Source organism: Corynebacterium sp. 1103A (assembly GCF_055700955.1).
In genome coordinates this window covers 37343-53851 of the sequence record NZ_JASTTF010000011.1, presented here as the reverse complement: position 1 = coordinate 53851, position 16509 = coordinate 37343, and the positions used below count along the sequence as shown (strand labels likewise).

Sequence of the window (16509 nt, the reverse complement as noted above, 5' to 3'; positions counted from 1 at the left end):
TTTCTATGGAACAATAGATGGCGTGAAAACCTTCGATGATTTATTTGCAGAGCTAAAAACCAAGGCCACCGAGCGGCAGGAGGGGTCCGGCACCGTCGACGCCCTGGACCATGGTGTGCACCACATCGGCAAGAAGGTCATCGAGGAAGCCGGCGAGGTCTGGTTGGCGGCCGAATACGAGTCCGACGAGGAGCTCTCGGAGGAGATTTCACAGTTGCTTTACTGGACGCAAGTGATGATGCTGGCCCGTGGCCTCGAGCCCAAGGACATCTACAAGTACCTCTAGCGCACCCGCTGCGCTTCCTTAAGCGCGGGCGCTGCTCCCAGCCCACCCGAGTACATACCAGCAGGGAAGAAAGACACACGCATGATCACTATTGCAGTGCCCAATAAGGGCTCGCTGTCCGAAGCCGCGATGTCCATCTTCGCGGAAGCCGGGTACAAGTCCCGCGGCAATTCCAAGTCGCTCAACGTCGTCGACGAGGCCAACGGTGTTGAGTTCTTCTTCCTCCGGCCGAAAGACATCGCCATCTACGTCGCCAAGGGCGTGCTGGATATCGGCGTGACCGGTCGCGACCTGGCCGCCGACGCCAAGGCCGACGTCCAGGAAATCCTCGATCTCGGATTTGGTGGTTCGACCTTCCGCTATGCCGGGGTCAAGGGTGAGGGCTGGAGCGTGGACCAGCTGGGCGGCAAGCGCATTGCCACCTCGTACCCGAACCTGGTTCGCAAGGATCTGGCCGAGCGTGGCTTGGACGCCGAGGTCATCCGCCTGGATGGGGCAGTGGAGGTCTCCATTCGCCTGGGCGTGGCCGACGTCATCGCCGACGTGGTCTCCACCGGTCGCACGTTGCGCGAGCAGGGGCTGGAGCCCTTCGGCGAACCGCTGATTAGCTCCGAGGCCGTGGTCATCAAGCGCCAGGGTGCGACCGTGAGCCGCGAGGAAGAAATCCTCCTGGGCCGCCTGCGCGGCATCTTGAACGCCCGCCGCTACCTGATGATTGACTACAACATCGCCGAGGAGAATCTGGCGGCTGCCTCGGAGATCACCCCGGGGCTTACCGGCCCGACGGTCTCCCCGCTGGCCCGCGAGGGCTGGGTAGCGGTGCGCGCTTTGGTACCGAAGAAGCAGGCGAACCAGCTGATGGATGATCTTTCCGGCCTCGGTGCGGAGGCGATTCTGGGTTCCGAACTACGCATTGCCCGCATTTAGGGGTACACCTTCGGCGCGAGGATTCTAAAATTCCTTTGCTAGCTACCATGGGGGTCAAGTATTTGAAGTACTTAAATTCAACCCCCAATTAACGCAAAGGAGCGTCGCCGAGATGGCAAAGAATGCCAAGAAGGATACTAAGAAGCCTTCTGAGGACGTCCAGGACAAGGAAACCACCGCTGCCGCAAACGCCCCCGATTCTGCTAAGTCCACCCAGGAGACCAAGCAGTCGCAGCAGACCGCTGCCAAGGCGAAGAAGTCCCGCGTCGAGCAGGACCTCATCGGTGAGATGGAAGTTCCTAACTCCGCCTACTACGGCGTGCACACCATGCGCGCCATGGACAACTTCCAGATCTCGTACGTGACCATCAACTCCATCCCGGAGTTCATCCGCGGCATGGCCCAGGTCAAGAAGGCCGCCGCCATGGCTAACCGCCGCCTGCACACCCTGCCGAAGAAGAAGGCCGAGGCCATCATGTGGGCCTGCGACCAGATCCTGGAAGAGGGCCGCTGCATGGACCAGTTCCCGCTGGACGTCTTCCAGGGCGGCGCTGGCACCTCGGTCAACATGAACACCAACGAGGTCATCGCCAACCTGGCGCTGGAATACCTCGGCGAGGAAAAGGGCGCATACGACATCATCAACCCGAACGATGATGTCAACATGTCCCAGTCCACCAACGACGCTTACCCGACCGGCTTCCGCCTGGGCCTGTACGCCTCCATCAACCAGCTGATCGAGCGCATGGACGCCCTTCAGAACGCGTTTAGCGTCAAGGCCAACGAGTTCCAGGACATCCTGAAGATGGGCCGCACCCAGCTGCAGGACGCGGTACCGATGACCCTGGGTGACGAGTTCAAGGCCTTTGCCCACAACCTGCAGGAAGAGCAGTCCGTCCTGCGCGACGCCCAGGCCCGCCTGCTGGAAATCAACATGGGTGCTACCGCCATCGGCACCGGCGTGAACACCCCGGCCGGCTACCGCCACCAGGTCACCGCGGCGCTGTCCGAGGTTACCGGCCTGGAGATGAAGACCGCCCGCGACCTCATCGAGGCCACCTCCGACTGCGGCGCCTACGTGCTGCTGCACTCGGCCATCAAGCGCGCGGCCATGAAGCTGTCCAAGATCTCCAACGACCTGCGCCTGCTGTCCTCCGGCCCGCGAGCCGGCCTGAACGAGATCAACCTGCCGGCCCGCCAGGCCGGTTCCTCCATCATGCCGGGCAAGGTCAACCCGGTTATCCCGGAGGTCGTCAACCAGGTCTGCTTCAAGGTCTTCGGCAACGACATCACCGTCAACATGGCTGCCGAGGCCGGCCAGCTGCAGCTCAACGTCATGGAGCCGGTCATCGGCGAGGCCCTGTTCCAGTCCATCCGCATCATGGGCAACGCGGTCGATACCCTGCGCGAGAAGTGCGTCGAGGGCATCACCGCCAACCCGGACGTCTGCCGCCACTACGTGGAAAGCTCCATCGGCATCGTCACCTACCTGAACCCCTTCATCGGGCACCACAACGGCGACCTCATCGCCAAGGAGTCCCTGGAGACCGGCAAGGGCGTGCGCGACCTGGTCCTGGAAAAGGGCCTGCTGGACGAGGCCACCCTGGACCGCGTGCTGTCCGTGGAAAACCTCATGCACCCGGAGTTCCGCGGCAAGCTCTACATGGACGAGAACTAATTCCTAAAAAGTAGAGCTCAGCGCTAGGCATCCCCTCCCGCTGCGGAGGCTGGTTCCCTGAGAAGGCGAGTCAGTCCCGCGGCCGGGAGGGGTTGTTTATGCCCTAACGGACGCCAATCCACCGAAGCGGGTGTGGCAATCAACACAACCGGGCATTTCGATTGGGATGAATCACGTCGGCAGGGCACAATAGTAACGTAGTGATAATTTTTTACAACGTTTGGAGACCTCCATGGTTGTTATCCATATCTTGATTGTCCTTGCGGCAATCTTCCTGGGCGCCCGGCTGGGGTCTATCGCCATTGGTTTCGCCGGCGGCTTGGGCGTGCTCGCCTTGGGCCTGACCGGCGTGCCCGTCACCCGCGAAGACATCCCGTTCGACGTCATCGGTATCATCATGTGCGTCATCGCCGCCATCGCCGCCATGCAGCGCGCCGGCGGCATGGACTACCTCGTCCACTTGGCCGAGCGCCTGCTGCGCAAGAACCCCCGCCAGATCACCTATTTCGCCCCGGTCGTCACCTGGCTGATGACGGTGCTCGCCGGCACCGGCCACACCGCGTTTTCGACCATGCCCGTCATCGTGGAGGTCGCCAAGGAGGGCGGCGTGCGCCCGTCGCGCCCGCTGTCCATCGCGGTGGTCGCCTCCCAGATGGCCATCTGTGCCTCGCCGATTTCCGCCGCCGTCGTGCTGATGGCCTCCCTGCTAGAGCCCGCCGGCGTGGGCTACCTGCAGGTGCTGGCCGTCCTCATCCCGGCGACCTTCCTGTCGATTTTCCCCGCGGCCTGGCTGGCTAACAAGATGGGCAAGGAACTCGACGATGACCCGGTCTACCTCGAGCGCAAGGCCGCCGGCCGCGTCAAGGAGCCCATCGGGGCATCCTCCTTCAGCCCGGCACCGGGCGCGAAGCTGTCGGTCCTCATCTTCCTGGTCGCCATCATCATCGTCATGCTCTGGGCCACCATCACCTCGGACCAGGTCGGCCTGATTGCGGATCCGACGCTCCCGCGCAACGAGGCCATCATGGCCGTCATGCTCACCGCCGCCACTGCCATCGTCATGGCCACCAAGATCCCGGCCGGCGATGTCCTGAACACCCAGGTCTTCAAGTCCGGCATGTCCGCGTGCGTCTGTGTGCTGGGCGTGGCTTGGCTGGGCACCACGCTGATTAACCACTACATCGAGGACATCCAGGTCCTGGCCGGTGACGTCATCCAGGCCACCCCGTGGCTGCTGGCCGTCGTGCTCTTCCTGGCCGCCGCCCTGTTGTACTCCCAGGCCGCTACCACCAAGGCCCTCATGCCGGCCGCGCTGGCGCTAGGCGTTAGCCCGCTGACCGCGCTCGCCGCGTTCCCGGCGGTCTCCGCCCTGTTCGTCCTGCCGACCTACCCGACGCTGCTCGCCGCGGTGGAGATGGACGACACCGGCTCGACCCGGATCGGCAAGGCCGTCTTCAATCACCCGTTCCTGGTCCCCGGCGTGGTCAGCATCGTGCTGTCCATCGTGCTGTGCTACGCCATCGGGGCAGTGGTGGTCTAAGCCACCGAGGAGAGGAGGCCATCCCCATCGTCGTCACCTCGGCCCGCCTTAGCGCGGGACCGGGGTGGTTTTCTTTGCTTCCGGGTCTTTGAGTTAAACCGGCCACAGGAGGCGTGAGCGTCGGTACGATAGGGGCTATGACTACTCAGCCTTCCGATGTAGAAATCGCTCAGTCCCACCAGTTGCAGCCCATCGCCGATATTGCGGAGAAGGCCGGCCTGCCGGCCGACGCCCTCATCCCGTACGGCACCACCAAGGCCAAGGTGGATATCACCAAGCTGGACCACTCCCGCGAGCACGGCAAGCTCGTGCTGGTCACCGGCGTGTCCCCGACGCCGGCCGGGGAGGGCAAGTCCACCGTCCTGATCGGTCTCACCGACGCCATCGCGAAGCTGGGCAAGAAGGCCATCGTAGCTCTGCGCGAGCCCTCCCAGGGCCCGGTCATGGGCATCAAGGGCGGCGCCGCCGGCGGCGGCTACTCCCAGATCGTCCCCATGGAGGACATCAACCTGCACTTCACCGGCGACCTGCACGCCATCGCCGCGGCGACCAATACGCTGGCCGCCATCATCGACAACCACATCCACCAGGGCAACCAGCTGAACATCGACCCGCGGCGGGTGACCTGGCAGCGCTGCCTGGACGTCAACGACCGCGCCCTGCGCGGCGTCGTCACCGGCCTGGGTGGCCCGGCCCACGGCGTGCCGGCGGAGACCGGGTTCACCATCACGGCCGCCTCCGAGATCATGGCGATCCTCGGCCTGGCCACCAGCCTGGAGGATCTCAAGAAGCGCTTGGGCGACATCACCGTGGGCTACACCTACGACCAGGCCCCGGTCACCGCCCGGGACCTGGAGGCCGAGGGCGCCCTGACCGCCCTGATGCGCGATGCCCTTAACCCGAACCTGGTCCAGACTCTGGGCGGGACCCCCGCGTTCGTGCACGGCGGCCCGTTCGCCAACATCGCGCACGGCTGCAACACCCTGCTGGCCACGCAGACCGCCCTGGAATACGGCGAGGTCGTGCTCAGCGAGGCCGGCTTCGGCGCCGACCTGGGCGGCGAGAAGTTCGTGGACATCAAGTCCCGCTTCGGCGAGCTGAATGTGGATGCCGCCGTGGTGGTGGCCACCATCCGTTCCCAGAAGTACAACGGCGGCGTGGCCAAGGACGAGCTGACCAACGAAAACGTAGAGGCCCTCGAAAAGGGCGTGGTCAACCTGCAACGCCACGTCGAAAACGTACGCAAGTTCGGCGTCACCCCGGTGGTTGCGCTCAACCTCTTCCCCTCGGATACCCAGGCCGAGCGCGACTTCATGCGCGACTGGGCCGAGAAGGTCGGCGTGCAGCTGGCCGAGGTCGAGGTCTTCACCAAGGGCGGCGACGGCGCCCTCGAGCTGGGCCAGATCGTCCTGGACAACCTGGGTGGCAACTCTGCGCCGCTGTACGACCCGAGCGAGGGCATCGAGGCCTCCATCGAGAAGATCGCCACGGAAATCTACCGTGCGGACAAGGTCGAGTACGGCTCCAAGGCGCTGAAGGACCTGAAGTACTTGAAGGACAACGGCTGGGACGCCCTCCCGGTGGTGATCTCGAAGACCCAGTACTCCTTCTCGGACGACGCGCAGGCCTTGGGCGCCCCGGAGGGGCACGCCCTGCACGTGCGCGAGCTTCTGCCGCGCACCGGCGCCGGTTTCGTGGTCGCGCTGACCGGCAACGTCATGACCATGCCGGGCCTGCCGAAGAAGCCGGCGGCCAACAACATCGACGTGGACGCCGACGGCCTCATCTCTGGCCTGTTCTAGGCTCCACATAGCTCTAAAGACTGCTAGACCCCACGGCCCCCGAACCTCCGCGTTTCGGGCCGTGGGGTTTAACGCGTTACGTAGGTTTTTCTGCAGGTCGTGCCGCGGTCGGACCGGGGCAGAATAGTGGGCGCTGCGGCAGTCTGGCTAGTTTTTGGAGGCGGGATCGGCCGCAGAACCGGGCCAGCCCGGGTAGGCCGGGGGAGTGCCGCCGAAGGCCGGGCACAGGTCCTGGAAGGAACACCAGCCGCACAGCTTCGAGGTCTTCGGGTGGAAGGTGCCGGCCTTGCCGTCGCCCTCGATGCGCGCCCACAGCTCGCCGAGATCGCGCTCAAAGTACTCGAGCTCCTCGCGGCTGGGGGCCAGGAACATTGAGTCGATGACCTTGAGGTACATTAGGCGCAGCTGAGTGGGGATGGTGCCCAGCAGGCGCCAGTAGACCAGCGCGTAGAAGCGCATCTGGAACTGCGCCGAGTGGCTAAACCTAGGCGCCGGCTTCTTGCCGGTCTTGTAGTCGACCACGCGGACCTCCCCGGTGGGGGCGACGTCGACGCGGTCGATGAACCCGCGCACGGGCACGCCGTTGGGCAGGACCGTGTTGACGTACATCTCGACTTCTTGGCAGTCGAAGCCCTGGGGGTTTTCCATCTCGAAATAGCCCTTGACCAGCGCGCGTGCCTGGACGAAGAAGTCGAGGGTCTGGTCTTCGGGGACCAGCTCGTCCAACTCGTCATCCCCGGCGCGCATCTTCTCCCACGCCGGCTTAATCATCTTGACCGCGGCCGGGTAGGTGCGCTCCTGCCTTGGCAGCTCGTGCATCTCCTCCAAGACGGCGTGGACCAGGGTGCCCTTGACCTGCGCCAGGGTCTTGGGCTCGGGGAGGCGGTCGATCGCGCGGAAGCGGTAGAGCAGGGGGCACTGCTGGTAATCGGAGGCGCGGGAGGGGGAAAGAGCCAACGGCCGAGGTTTGCGGGGCTGGGCCGGGGTAGCGGGTTGGGAAGATTGAGTCATGGTGTTTTTACCCTATCGCGCGCGCTGTCGTGGCAAGGTAGAGGGTATGACTAGCACGCAGGAATTCCTCGACTTCATTGACGCTTCCCCGAGTTCCTACCACGCCGCGGGCAACGTGGAGCGCGAGCTGGTGGCAGCCGGGTTCCAACGCCAACGTGAAGAAGACGCCTGGGACGTGAGCCCGGGCGGCCACGTGGTGGTCCGCGGCGGCGCCGTGATGGCCTATATCGTCCCGCCGCGGCTGGCCGAGGGCGCGGGCGAGAAGCTGCGGGGCTTTCGGATTGTCGGCTCCCACACGGACTCGCCCGGGTTCACCGTCAAGCCCGAGCCGGATTTCCAGCAGGCCGGCTGGGATCAGATCGGGGTGGAGGTCTACGGCGGGCCGATCTTGCACTCCTGGTTTGACCGGGAGCTGACCCTGGCCGGCCAGGTGACCCTGCGGGATCAGAGCACCCATCTGGTCAACACCGGCCCCATCCTGCGGATCCCGAACCTGGCAATCCACATGGTGCGCAAGGACGATTTCACCCCGGACCGCCAGTTCCACCTGCAGCCAGTCTGGCAGCTCAGCGCTAACGGCAAGTACGCCTCGCTGGGCGAGTACGTCGCCGAGCAGCTGGGCGTGCAGGCCACCGACATCGCCGCGTTCAACCTAATTACCGCCGCCGCGCAGCCGGCCGGACTGTTCGGACCGGCAGACGAGTTTATCGCCGCGGGCCGGATGGATAATTTAAGCTCCGTACACGCCAGTCTGGAGGCCTTCAAGGCCGCAGCCCAGGACTACGACGGCCCGGACGTGTTGGTTATGGCCGCCTTCGACCACGAGGAGATCGGTTCCAACTCGCGGTACGGCGCGGCCGGTCCCATCCTGGCCGACATCCTGCAGCGCACCGCCGTCGCCCTGGGCTCGACCGGCGACGATCTCTTCCGCGTCTTCGCCCACTCGCACTGCGTGTCGGCGGATGCGGCGCACTCGGTGCACCCCAACTACGCTCAGAAGCACGATCCGCACCACCAGCCGCTCATCGGCCACGGCCCGGTGACCAAGATCAACGGTAAGCAGCGCTACGCCTCTGACTCCGAATCCATTACCCGTTGGGAAAACGCCTGCCGGCGCGCGGGAGTGCCCTTCCAGCGTTTCGTGGCCAACAACGACGTGCCCTGCGGCAGCACCATCGGGCCGATTACCGCTACCCGCTTAGGAATCGAGACCGTGGACATCGGCGTGCCCATGCTGTCCATGCACTCGGCGCGCGAGATGGTCGGCGTTTCTGACCAAGCCGCCCTGTTCGGCGCCCTGCTGGAATACTTGGTCGGCTAAAATGGCCGAGTTGACTGGTCCCCAATGTTAAAACCGGCGGGCCAGCCTTTCTGGCCCAATGAGATGCAAGGAGCAACAAGCACATGGCCTATTCCGGCCCCTTCCAGTACGGCGACCGAGTCCAGCTCACCGATGCCAAGCGCCGGCACTACACCATCGTCCTGGCCGAAGGCGGTCAGTTCCACTCCCACAAGGGCATCATCGAGCACAGCCAGATCGTAGGCCTCGACGAGGGCTCGGTGGTCACCTCCAGCTTGGGCTCGGACTTCCTGCTTTTCCGCCACCTGATGGTGGACCACGTGCTGTCCATGCCCCGCGGCGCCGCCGTTATCTACCCCAAGGACTCGGCCCAGATCCTGGTCGAGGGAGATATCTTCATGGGCGCGCGCGTGCTCGAGGCCGGCGCCGGCTCGGGCGCGCTGTCGATGACCCTGCTTCGCGCGGTCGGCCCGGAGGGCAAGGTCTTTTCCTACGAGGTGCGCGACGACCACCTGGAATACGCCGTGGACAACGTCAAGGAATATTTTGGTCAGACGCCGGAGTGGTGGACCCCGCGCCTGGGCGATCTGGCGGACGTGCAGGTCGAAGACCTGGGCGGCCCGGTCGACCGGATCATCCTGGACATGCTGGAGCCCTGGGAGCACCTGGAGAAGGTCCGCGACCTGCTGATCCCGGGCGGGGTCTTCATGACGTATGTGGCCACCGTGCCACAACTGATGAAGGTAATGGAGGGCATCCGCCAGCTCAAGTGCTTTACTGAGCCGCGCGCCTGGGAGTCCCTGGTCCGCGAGTGGAAGGTCGAGGGCCTGGCCACGCGCCCGGAGCACCGCATGAACGCGCATACCGCCTTCCTCATCTGGACCCGCCGCCTGGCCGACGGGGTGACGCCTCCGCGCCCGCAGCGCCGCGCCCGCCGATAGGAGAAATTGCCGTGGGGGATAGGCAACCCCGCACAATGGTGGGGCGGATAGTCCGATCGTCGCCAAGAACGTTAGGGTAGTGACATGGATGACACGAAAGAGTTGCGTCGCCAGATTTCACAGCTGGCCGACCGCAACGCGAAGCTCGCGGAGCTGCTGAAGGATTCGCGCGACAAGCTCGGTCAGCTCGCCGCCGATGTCAACGCCTTGGCCGAGCCGGCCTCGACCTACGGCACCTTCCTGGGGTATAGCCAGACGCCTTCCGGCGGCCGCGAGGAGGCCGAGGTCTTTACCAACGGCCGGACCATGCGCCTGAAGATCTCCCCCGAGGTGAAGCAGGGCTCGCTGCGGGTGGGCCAGCAGGTGCGCATCGGCGACGGCATCGTCGTGGTAGAGGGCGCGGCGGCCCAACGCACCGGGCACCTGGCCACCGTGCTGGAGCGCCTGGGGACCGACCGCGCCCTAGTCACCAACGGCCCAGCCGACGAGGAGGTCATCACCCTGGCGGAGTCGCTGCGCGAGAACCTGCGCGCCGGCGACACCGTGCTGGCGGATACGAAGGCCGGCATTGGCCTGGAAGTCATCGCCAAGGCGGAGGTCTCCCAGCTATCCCTGGAGGAGGTCCCCGAGGTCGAGTTTTCCGACATCGGCGGCCTGGACGCGCAGATCACCCAGATCCGCGACTCGGTGGAGCTGCCCTTCCTGCACTCGGAGCTCTACCGCTCCTTCCGGCTGCACCCGCCCAAGGGCGTGCTGCTCTACGGCCCGCCGGGCTGTGGCAAGACGCTCATCGCGAAGGCGGTGGCCCATTCGCTCGCCCAAAAGATGGGGGCGGGCGAGCCGAGCTACTTCCTCAACGTCAAGGGCCCAGAGCTGCTCAACAAGTTCGTGGGCGAGACCGAGCGCAAGATCCGCCTGATCTTCGAGCGCGCCCGCGAGCTGGCCAGCAAGTCCACCAACCGTCCAGTCATCATCTTTTTCGACGAGATGGAGTCCATCTTCCGCACCCGCGGCTCAGGCGTCTCCTCCGACATGGAAACCACGGTGGTCCCGCAGCTGCTGGCAGAGCTCGACGGCGTGGAAGACCTACGCAACGTCATCGTCATTGGCGCGACCAACCGCGAGGAGCTCATCGATCCGGCGATCATGCGCCCGGGCCGCCTCGACATTAAGATCCGCGTGAGCCGCCCCAACAAGCAGGGCGCGCGCGAAATCATGCAGCGCCACTTCCCAGAGTCCATCCCGCATTCGGGCGACCGCGAGGCGCTGATCTCGTCGAGCATCGCGGAGCTTTTCGCCCCGCGCCCGTTCGTGAACCTGCACCACGCCGACGACTCGGTGACCACCCTGCATTACCGCGACTTCGTCTCCGGCGCGATGATTGCCAACATCGTCGCCCGCGCCAAGAAGCTGGCCATCAAGGAGTCGCTGGCGACGGGCAAGGAAGCGGCCATCGACATGCGCCACCTGTCCCAGGCGATCGCGGCCGAGCAGTCCGAAAGCGAGCACGTGCCGACCTCCACCAACCCGCAGGAGTGGGCCAAGATCGTCGGCGGCAACGCCACCAGGCAGCCCATCACGCACGTCGAATTGATTGGATTTAGGAGCCCCACGTGGCACGTCTTCTAGGAACCGAGACCGAATACGCCATCGTGACGCCGGATCGGCCGGACTTTTCGCCGATCGTCTCCTCGACCCACGCGGTGGTCGCCTACGCGGCGCTGCACACCGACGCCCGTACGCGCTGGGACTTCGCGGAGGAGCACCCGCTGCGCGACAGCCGCGGCTTCGATCTCAAGCGCTACCAGACTGTCCCGGTGGTGGACCCGCACGCCATCGGCGTGGCCAACGTGGTCACCGCCTCCGGCGCGCGCTTCTACGTCGACCACGCCCACCCAGAGTACTCCTCGCCGGAGTGCCGGAACGCCTGGGAGGGCATGCTCTACGACGCCGCCGGCGACGTCGTGCTGCGCAAGGCGGCCGCGGCCGTGGCCCAGCTGACGGCGCAGGACACCTCGGTGCTAAGCGATCACGAGCCCTGCCCGCCGCTGAAGTTCTACAAGAACAACGTGGACGGCAAGGGGGCCTCCTACGGCTCCCACGAAAACTACCAGTGGTCGCGCAGCACCGACTTCGACTACCTGGCCCAGGGGCTTATCCCGTTCTTTGTCACCCGGCAGGTGGTCACCGGCGCCGGGCGCGTGGGCCTAGGCCCCGAGGGAGAGGAGCCCGGCTTCCAGATCTCGCAGCGCGCGGACTATATCGAGCAGGAAATCTCCCTGGAGACCACGCTCAACCGCGGCATCATCAACACTCGCGACGAGCCGCACGCCGACGCCCACCAGTTCGGGCGCCTGCATGTCATCATCGGTGACGCCAACCTGTCGCAGACCTCCAACCTGCTGAAGCTGGGGATGACCTCCCTGGTCATGGACGCTATCGAGGCCGGCGTGGACTTCAGCGACGTGCGGCTGGCCGATCCGGTCGAAGCCGTGCGCACCGTCAGCCGGGATCTCGATCTCAAGGAGAAGCTGCCGCTGCGTGACGGCGGGCAGATGACTGCGCTGGAAATCCTGGCCGTTTACCGATCGCGGGTTAGCGCGGACACCGACGCTGAGCGCGACGTCCTGCGCCGCTTCGACGAGGTCGTCGAGCTTTTGAGTACCGATCCGCTGCAGGCCGCGCACCTGCTGGACTGGGTGGCCAAGTACCGCCTCATCAAGGGCTACCTCGACCGCGGCGTGGCGGCGGACGACCCTAAGCTGGCGCTTATCGACCTGCAGTACGCCGATATCGACCCGGCCCGGTCTCTCTATCACGCGCTGGTGCGCCGCGGGCAGATGCGCACGCTGGTCAGCGAGGAAGAGATCGAGCGCGCCGCCGAAGTTGCCCCGCCGGGCTCTCGGGCCGGCCTACGCGGTGCCTTCATGCAGCACTACGCCGCGGATCTGGTTTCGGCGAACTGGCAGTACGTGGCGCTTCGCCGGGGCGATCTGACCACGCTTTTCGAGCTGGACGAGCTTTTAACGGCCGCGCCGGAGACCCGCGAGGCGATAATCCACGGCGAGCTGGATCTAGACCAGCTCATCTCCCGGCTTAAGACCGAGGGAATAAGCCCGGAGTACCGTTAGAACTAGTAGCACGAGCCAAGCTTTAGCCAGACGTACCTAACAGGCGCTGAGCCTGGGAAGGGAGAAGACAACACCATGTCACAGCAGAACCAACAGATTCACTCCGGTGGCGGCGACTGCCAGGACGGTGCCGCCGAAGACGGCGCCGTGGGCTCCGGCCAGGCGCAGATTTCCACCAGCGGTACCGACGACCTACTCGATGAGATCGACGGCCTGCTGGAAAACAACGCCGAGGAATTCGTCAGCCACTACGTGCAGAAGGGCGGTCAGTAGACGGTGAACCCGCTGTCGTCTAAGGGCCTGCAGCAAGCCCCCGGGCCTTTCGCGCGCCGGATCATGGGCATTGAGACCGAATACGGGCTGTTTTCCTCGTCCCCGGCGGACCGGCGCGGGCTGGACCCGGATGAGCTGGCGCGCAAGCTCTTCCGCCCGGTGGTGGAAAAGTATTCCTCGTCGAATATCTTTACCCGCAACTCCTCGCGCCTGTACTTGGACGTCGGCTCGCACCCTGAGGTGGCCACAGCCGAGTGCGACAGCCTGACCCAGCTGCTCAACCACGAGCGCGCCGGCGACCTTGTGGTCGATCAACTCGCGCGCGCCACGGAGGACGAGCTGGTTGCCAGCGGCGAGGCCAGCGCGGTCTACCTGTTTAAAAACAACGTCGACTCGGCTGGCAACTCCTACGGCTGCCACGAGAACTATTTGGTCTCACGCCACCTCGTGCTCAAAGAGCTCAGCACCGCGCTGCTGCCGTTTTTCATCACCCGGCAGCTCGTCTGCGGGGCCGGCCGCATCAAGCCGGCGGCGGGGCAGGCGCCGGCCCAGTTCGTGCTCTCCCAGCGCGCCGACCAGGTCTGGGAGGGCATTTCCTCGGCCACGACGCGCTCCCGGCCCATCATCAACACCCGCGACGAGCCGCACGGGGATTCCTCCCGCTTCCGCCGCATGCACGTCATCGTGGGCGACTCGAACATGGCGGAGCCGACCTTCGCGCTGAAGGTGGGGTCGGCCCTGCTGATGCTGGAGATGCTCGAGGCCGGCTTCGAGGTACCCAGCTTCGCTATCGCTGAGCCCATCGCCCAGATGCGAGCCATCGCCGGCGATCAGACCGGCCAGACCCCGTTGACCCTGGCGGACGATAGCACCATTCCGGCCATCGAGGTGCAGCGCCAGCTGGCAAGCGCCGCAGCGCGCTGGCTGGACGAGCGCCCCGACGCGGGCACCCCTAACAGCGAGATGCGCCGGGTCGTCGACCTGTGGGAGCGGACCGTCACGGCCGTGGAGACGCAGGACTTCAGCCAAGTCGATCAGGAAATCGACTGGGTGATCAAGAAGAAACTCCTGGACAGCTTTCGGGCGAAACTGGACTGCGATTGGTCGCACCCCAAGCTGGCGCAGGTCGATCTGACCTACCACGACATCCGGGACGGCCGGGGTCTCTACAGCGTGCTGAGCCGCCGCGGGCTGGTCCGGCGGTGGACCACGGACCAGGCCATCGCGGCCGCCCGAGAGCAGGCCCCGGCCACTACCCGGGCCGCGCTGCGCGGGAAGTTCCTGGCCGCCGCGCGTCAGACCGGCGCCAACGTGACGGTGGACTGGACCAAGCTCAAGGTCAACCGGCCCGAGCCCCGCGTCGAGCAGTTCCTGGATCCCTTTGTTGCGGACGATGCCCGCCTGCAACCGCTGCTAGACTACATGCAGGAAAATCAAGGACACTAGGCAGGCGCTGCCCAGCCGGCGAGACCGACAGGCGAGCGCGTGCCGCGGGGAAGGAGAGCGGAGAGAACTTGGCTGGTGCTACCGTCTCGCAGGGCTCGCGCCGCGACAAGGCCGTCGAGCGTTTGACCAATCTCTGCTTCGCCCTCCACGGCGCAGCCTCGAACGGCGGCAGCCCGGACCGCTCCGCCGCCTGGATCCGCTCCCACGTTGCGGGCTACCAAGACTTGGGCGACGAGGCCTTCCAGAAACAGCTCAGCCGGGACATCCGCAGCCTGCAGCGCGCCGGCGTTCCGGTCACGCAGTCAGCGTCCAAAGCCAGCGCAGAGCCAGGCGAGGACCGCAGCCTGTCGGTCTACCGCATGCAGCAGGCCGACTACCAGCTGGCTGAGGTCGAGTTCACCCCGGAAGAGGCCATGGTCCTGGGCGTTGCTGCCGGGATGGGGCAGCCGGGCGGGCTGAGTTCGTTCTCCTCGTCCGCGTGGACGAAGGTCGCGGCCTCCGGGGCCTCCCGCGACCTAAGCGGCGCGCCCGTCTACACCGCGGACAATGACCTGACCCGCCTGGATCCGAACATCGTCCGCGACATTCTGACCACCGTGCGCAAGGGGCTGCGGATTAATTTCACCTATGTGCCGGGCCCGCAGCAAAGTGCCCAGTCCCGCTCCATGGACCCGTGGGGGCTAGTGACTCTGCGCAACCGCGTCTACCTGGTGGGCTGGGACAACGACCGTGGCGCGCCGCGTGCCTTCCGGCTGCTGCGGGTCACCGAGATCCGGGCGACCCGCCAGGCCCCGGAGCACGACCACCCTACGCAGTCCCTGCAGGAGGTCGTGGAAGCCTCCCTCAACCGGGACGTCGTGGACCGCGCCGTGCTGCGCATCCCCGCCGGCCGCGCCGGCGAGCTGGAAGCTCTCGGGACGCCAGGGGCCGACGGCACCGTGGTGCTAGAAGACATCTCGCGCGACTTCCTCGTGCGCACGGCCGCCGGATACGCCGCGGACGTGGAGGTGCTCGAGCCGACGAGCGTGCGCGACGACATCGTCGCGCTGCTACGCGCGGCTGCCGCCACCGCTTCCCAGGACCAGCAGGACAAACAGGACAAGGAGGCCCGCGACTAATGGCCGACGCACCCCAGAAACTGCACGCCCTGGTCCAGTCCCTGAACTTGATTCCGTATTTCCGCAGCCACCCGAAGGCCACCCTCATGGAAGCCGCCCAGGACCTCGGGATGGACGTGGCTGAGCTCAACAGCGCGCTCAACCGCCTGTTTTGCTCCGGGGTGGGGCAGCGCACCGAAGATCTGATCGACATCAGCTTCGGTTACCGCGAGGGCGTGACCATCGTGGACGACCAGGGGCTCAACCAGGCGCTGCGCCTCACGCCCACGGAGGCCGGCGCGCTGCTGCTGACCCTGGAGTCGCTAGAGTCCATGCCGGGGCTCATCGACACGGCGGCGGTCCAAAGCGCGGCGGAGAAAGTCCGCGGGATCATGGACGATAAGACGCGGGCCATCTACGACTCCATCGCCCAGCCGGAGGAGGCCGAGTCGGCCGCCCAGGTGGCGGCCGCCCGCGCCATTGAGACCAAGCGGCAACTGCGGTTGCGCTACTGGTCAGCCAGCTCAAACGAGGAACGCACCCGTACCGTCCACCCGGCCCGTATCTTCATCTTCGACTCGCAGGTCTACCTGGTGGCCTGGGAGGAAGACAAGAGCGAGCACCGGCGCTTCCGCATGGACCGGATCCGCCGGGCCACAGTCCTGGACGACGAGGCCCAGCCCCATCTGCGTCAGCTTGACTTCGACCCGCGCGATCCCTTCGGATTGGCCGACAGTGACAGAGCCCATATAGAGCTTAAGAAGGAGGCCACCTGGTTGGCCGATGACTACGACATCCGGCTGGGTGAGGACCTCGGAAACGGCTACGTAGCAGCCTCTATGCCCATCGGATCGGTGGAGTGGTTCGCCCGCTTTGCCATCGGGCATACTGACAGGTTCCGGGTGATTGGCCCAGATTCGGTTAAGAATGCTATTGCGCACGCCAGCGAGGCGGGCCTGCGCAGATATACTGACTAACTATCCGCTGGCAACCTTTAGCAAGCCACCAGCGAATGCGTTAGGCTCTTAGGGGCAAAACAGCCGCTCCGCGGCGCCTGTGGAGGAGAAAGAGAGAAAT

General features: G+C 65.6%; 14 protein-coding genes. 13 read left to right on the top strand and 1 reads right to left on the bottom strand.

All coding sequences use genetic code 11. From position 1 onward, the window contains the following. The first annotated feature begins 22 nt into the window (after positions 1–22). The 5 genes from QQS52_RS08655 (at position 23) to QQS52_RS08635 (ending at position 6233) form a co-directional block, all read left to right on the top strand. Positions 23–286 (top strand): phosphoribosyl-ATP diphosphatase, encoded by a 264-nt coding sequence (locus QQS52_RS08655; RefSeq protein WP_472773479.1) that lies wholly within the window; start codon positions 23–25, stop codon positions 284–286. Between the two features lie 81 nt (positions 287–367). Further along, the gene (hisG, locus tag QQS52_RS08650; RefSeq protein ID WP_472773478.1) at positions 368–1213 is read left to right on the top strand and encodes an ATP phosphoribosyltransferase; all 846 of its coding nucleotides are present in this window, start codon (positions 368–370) and stop codon (positions 1211–1213) included. A gap of 112 nt (positions 1214–1325) precedes the next feature. After that, positions 1326–2891 carry an aspartate ammonia-lyase gene (gene aspA / locus QQS52_RS08645; protein ID WP_472773477.1) on the top strand — a complete coding sequence of 522 codons (1566 nt, stop codon included), beginning with the start codon at positions 1326–1328 and terminating at the stop codon, positions 2889–2891. Positions 2892–3123: 232 nt separating this feature from the next. Beyond that, the gene (locus QQS52_RS08640) at positions 3124–4431 is read left to right on the top strand and encodes an anaerobic C4-dicarboxylate transporter (protein WP_472773476.1); all 1308 of its coding nucleotides are present in this window, start codon (positions 3124–3126) and stop codon (positions 4429–4431) included. A 137-nt stretch (positions 4432–4568) separates the two neighbouring features. After that, the gene (locus tag QQS52_RS08635; protein WP_472773475.1) at positions 4569–6233 is read left to right on the top strand and encodes a formate--tetrahydrofolate ligase; all 1665 of its coding nucleotides are present in this window, start codon (positions 4569–4571) and stop codon (positions 6231–6233) included. 147 nt (positions 6234–6380) lie between these two features. Here the strand turns inward: QQS52_RS08635 and QQS52_RS08630 are convergent, their stop codons facing one another. Further along, positions 6381–7244, bottom strand: a complete 864-nt coding sequence (locus tag QQS52_RS08630; protein WP_472773474.1) for a RecB family exonuclease — start codon at positions 7242–7244, stop codon at positions 6381–6383. Between the two features lie 46 nt (positions 7245–7290). Between QQS52_RS08630 and QQS52_RS08625 the strand changes: the two genes are divergently transcribed. The 8 genes from QQS52_RS08625 (at position 7291) to QQS52_RS08590 (ending at position 16409) form a co-directional block, all read left to right on the top strand. After that, positions 7291–8565, top strand: a complete 1275-nt coding sequence (locus QQS52_RS08625; protein ID WP_472773473.1) for a M18 family aminopeptidase — start codon at positions 7291–7293, stop codon at positions 8563–8565. Positions 8566–8648: 83 nt separating this feature from the next. Next, positions 8649–9485 (top strand): tRNA (adenine-N1)-methyltransferase, encoded by an 837-nt coding sequence (locus QQS52_RS08620; RefSeq protein WP_472773472.1) that lies wholly within the window; start codon positions 8649–8651, stop codon positions 9483–9485. Positions 9486–9569: 84 nt separating this feature from the next. Continuing rightward, the gene (gene arc, locus QQS52_RS08615; RefSeq protein WP_472773471.1) at positions 9570–11114 is read left to right on the top strand and encodes a proteasome ATPase; all 1545 of its coding nucleotides are present in this window, start codon (positions 9570–9572) and stop codon (positions 11112–11114) included. Further along, positions 11099–12616, top strand: a complete 1518-nt coding sequence (dop, locus tag QQS52_RS08610; protein ID WP_472773470.1) for a depupylase/deamidase Dop — start codon at positions 11099–11101, stop codon at positions 12614–12616. The genes arc and dop overlap by 16 nt, the downstream gene beginning before the upstream one ends. A 75-nt stretch (positions 12617–12691) precedes the next feature. Beyond that, positions 12692–12889, top strand: a complete 198-nt coding sequence (locus tag QQS52_RS08605; protein WP_472773469.1) for a ubiquitin-like protein Pup — start codon at positions 12692–12694, stop codon at positions 12887–12889. 63 nt (positions 12890–12952) lie between these two features. Continuing rightward, positions 12953–14335, top strand: coding sequence for a Pup--protein ligase (gene pafA / locus QQS52_RS08600; RefSeq protein WP_472773510.1), 1383 nt, complete (start codon positions 12953–12955; stop codon positions 14333–14335). Between the two features lie 68 nt (positions 14336–14403). Further along, positions 14404–15453 carry a helix-turn-helix transcriptional regulator gene (locus QQS52_RS08595; RefSeq protein WP_472773468.1) on the top strand — a complete coding sequence of 350 codons (1050 nt, stop codon included), beginning with the start codon at positions 14404–14406 and terminating at the stop codon, positions 15451–15453. Then, a complete protein-coding gene (locus QQS52_RS08590; RefSeq protein ID WP_472773467.1) occupies positions 15453–16409 on the top strand; it encodes a WYL domain-containing transcriptional regulator in 957 nt (318 codons plus the stop codon). Before QQS52_RS08595 ends, QQS52_RS08590 begins: the two co-directional genes overlap by 1 nt. Positions 16410–16509 lie beyond the last annotated feature (100 nt).

Excerpts from the sequence above, each read along its gene's own strand:
- QQS52_RS08630 (WP_472773474.1), bottom strand. The coding sequence starts at position 7,244 with ATGACTCAATCTTCCCAACCCGCTACCCCGGCCCAGCCCCGCAAACCT.
- QQS52_RS08635 (WP_472773475.1), top strand. The coding sequence starts at position 4,569 with ATGACTACTCAGCCTTCCGATGTAGAAATCGCTCAGTCCCACCAGTTG.
- QQS52_RS08590 (WP_472773467.1), top strand. The coding sequence starts at position 15,453 with ATGGCCGACGCACCCCAGAAACTGCACGCCCTGGTCCAGTCCCTGAAC.
- arc (WP_472773471.1), top strand. The coding sequence starts at position 9,570 with ATGGATGACACGAAAGAGTTGCGTCGCCAGATTTCACAGCTGGCCGAC.
- aspA (WP_472773477.1), top strand. The coding sequence starts at position 1,326 with ATGGCAAAGAATGCCAAGAAGGATACTAAGAAGCCTTCTGAGGACGTC.
- QQS52_RS08625 (WP_472773473.1), top strand. The coding sequence starts at position 7,291 with ATGACTAGCACGCAGGAATTCCTCGACTTCATTGACGCTTCCCCGAGT.
- QQS52_RS08605 (WP_472773469.1), top strand. The coding sequence starts at position 12,692 with ATGTCACAGCAGAACCAACAGATTCACTCCGGTGGCGGCGACTGCCAG.
- QQS52_RS08620 (WP_472773472.1), top strand. The coding sequence starts at position 8,649 with ATGGCCTATTCCGGCCCCTTCCAGTACGGCGACCGAGTCCAGCTCACC.
- pafA (WP_472773510.1), top strand. The coding sequence starts at position 12,953 with ATGGGCATTGAGACCGAATACGGGCTGTTTTCCTCGTCCCCGGCGGAC.
- QQS52_RS08640 (WP_472773476.1), top strand. The coding sequence starts at position 3,124 with ATGGTTGTTATCCATATCTTGATTGTCCTTGCGGCAATCTTCCTGGGC.
- hisG (WP_472773478.1), top strand. The coding sequence starts at position 368 with ATGATCACTATTGCAGTGCCCAATAAGGGCTCGCTGTCCGAAGCCGCG.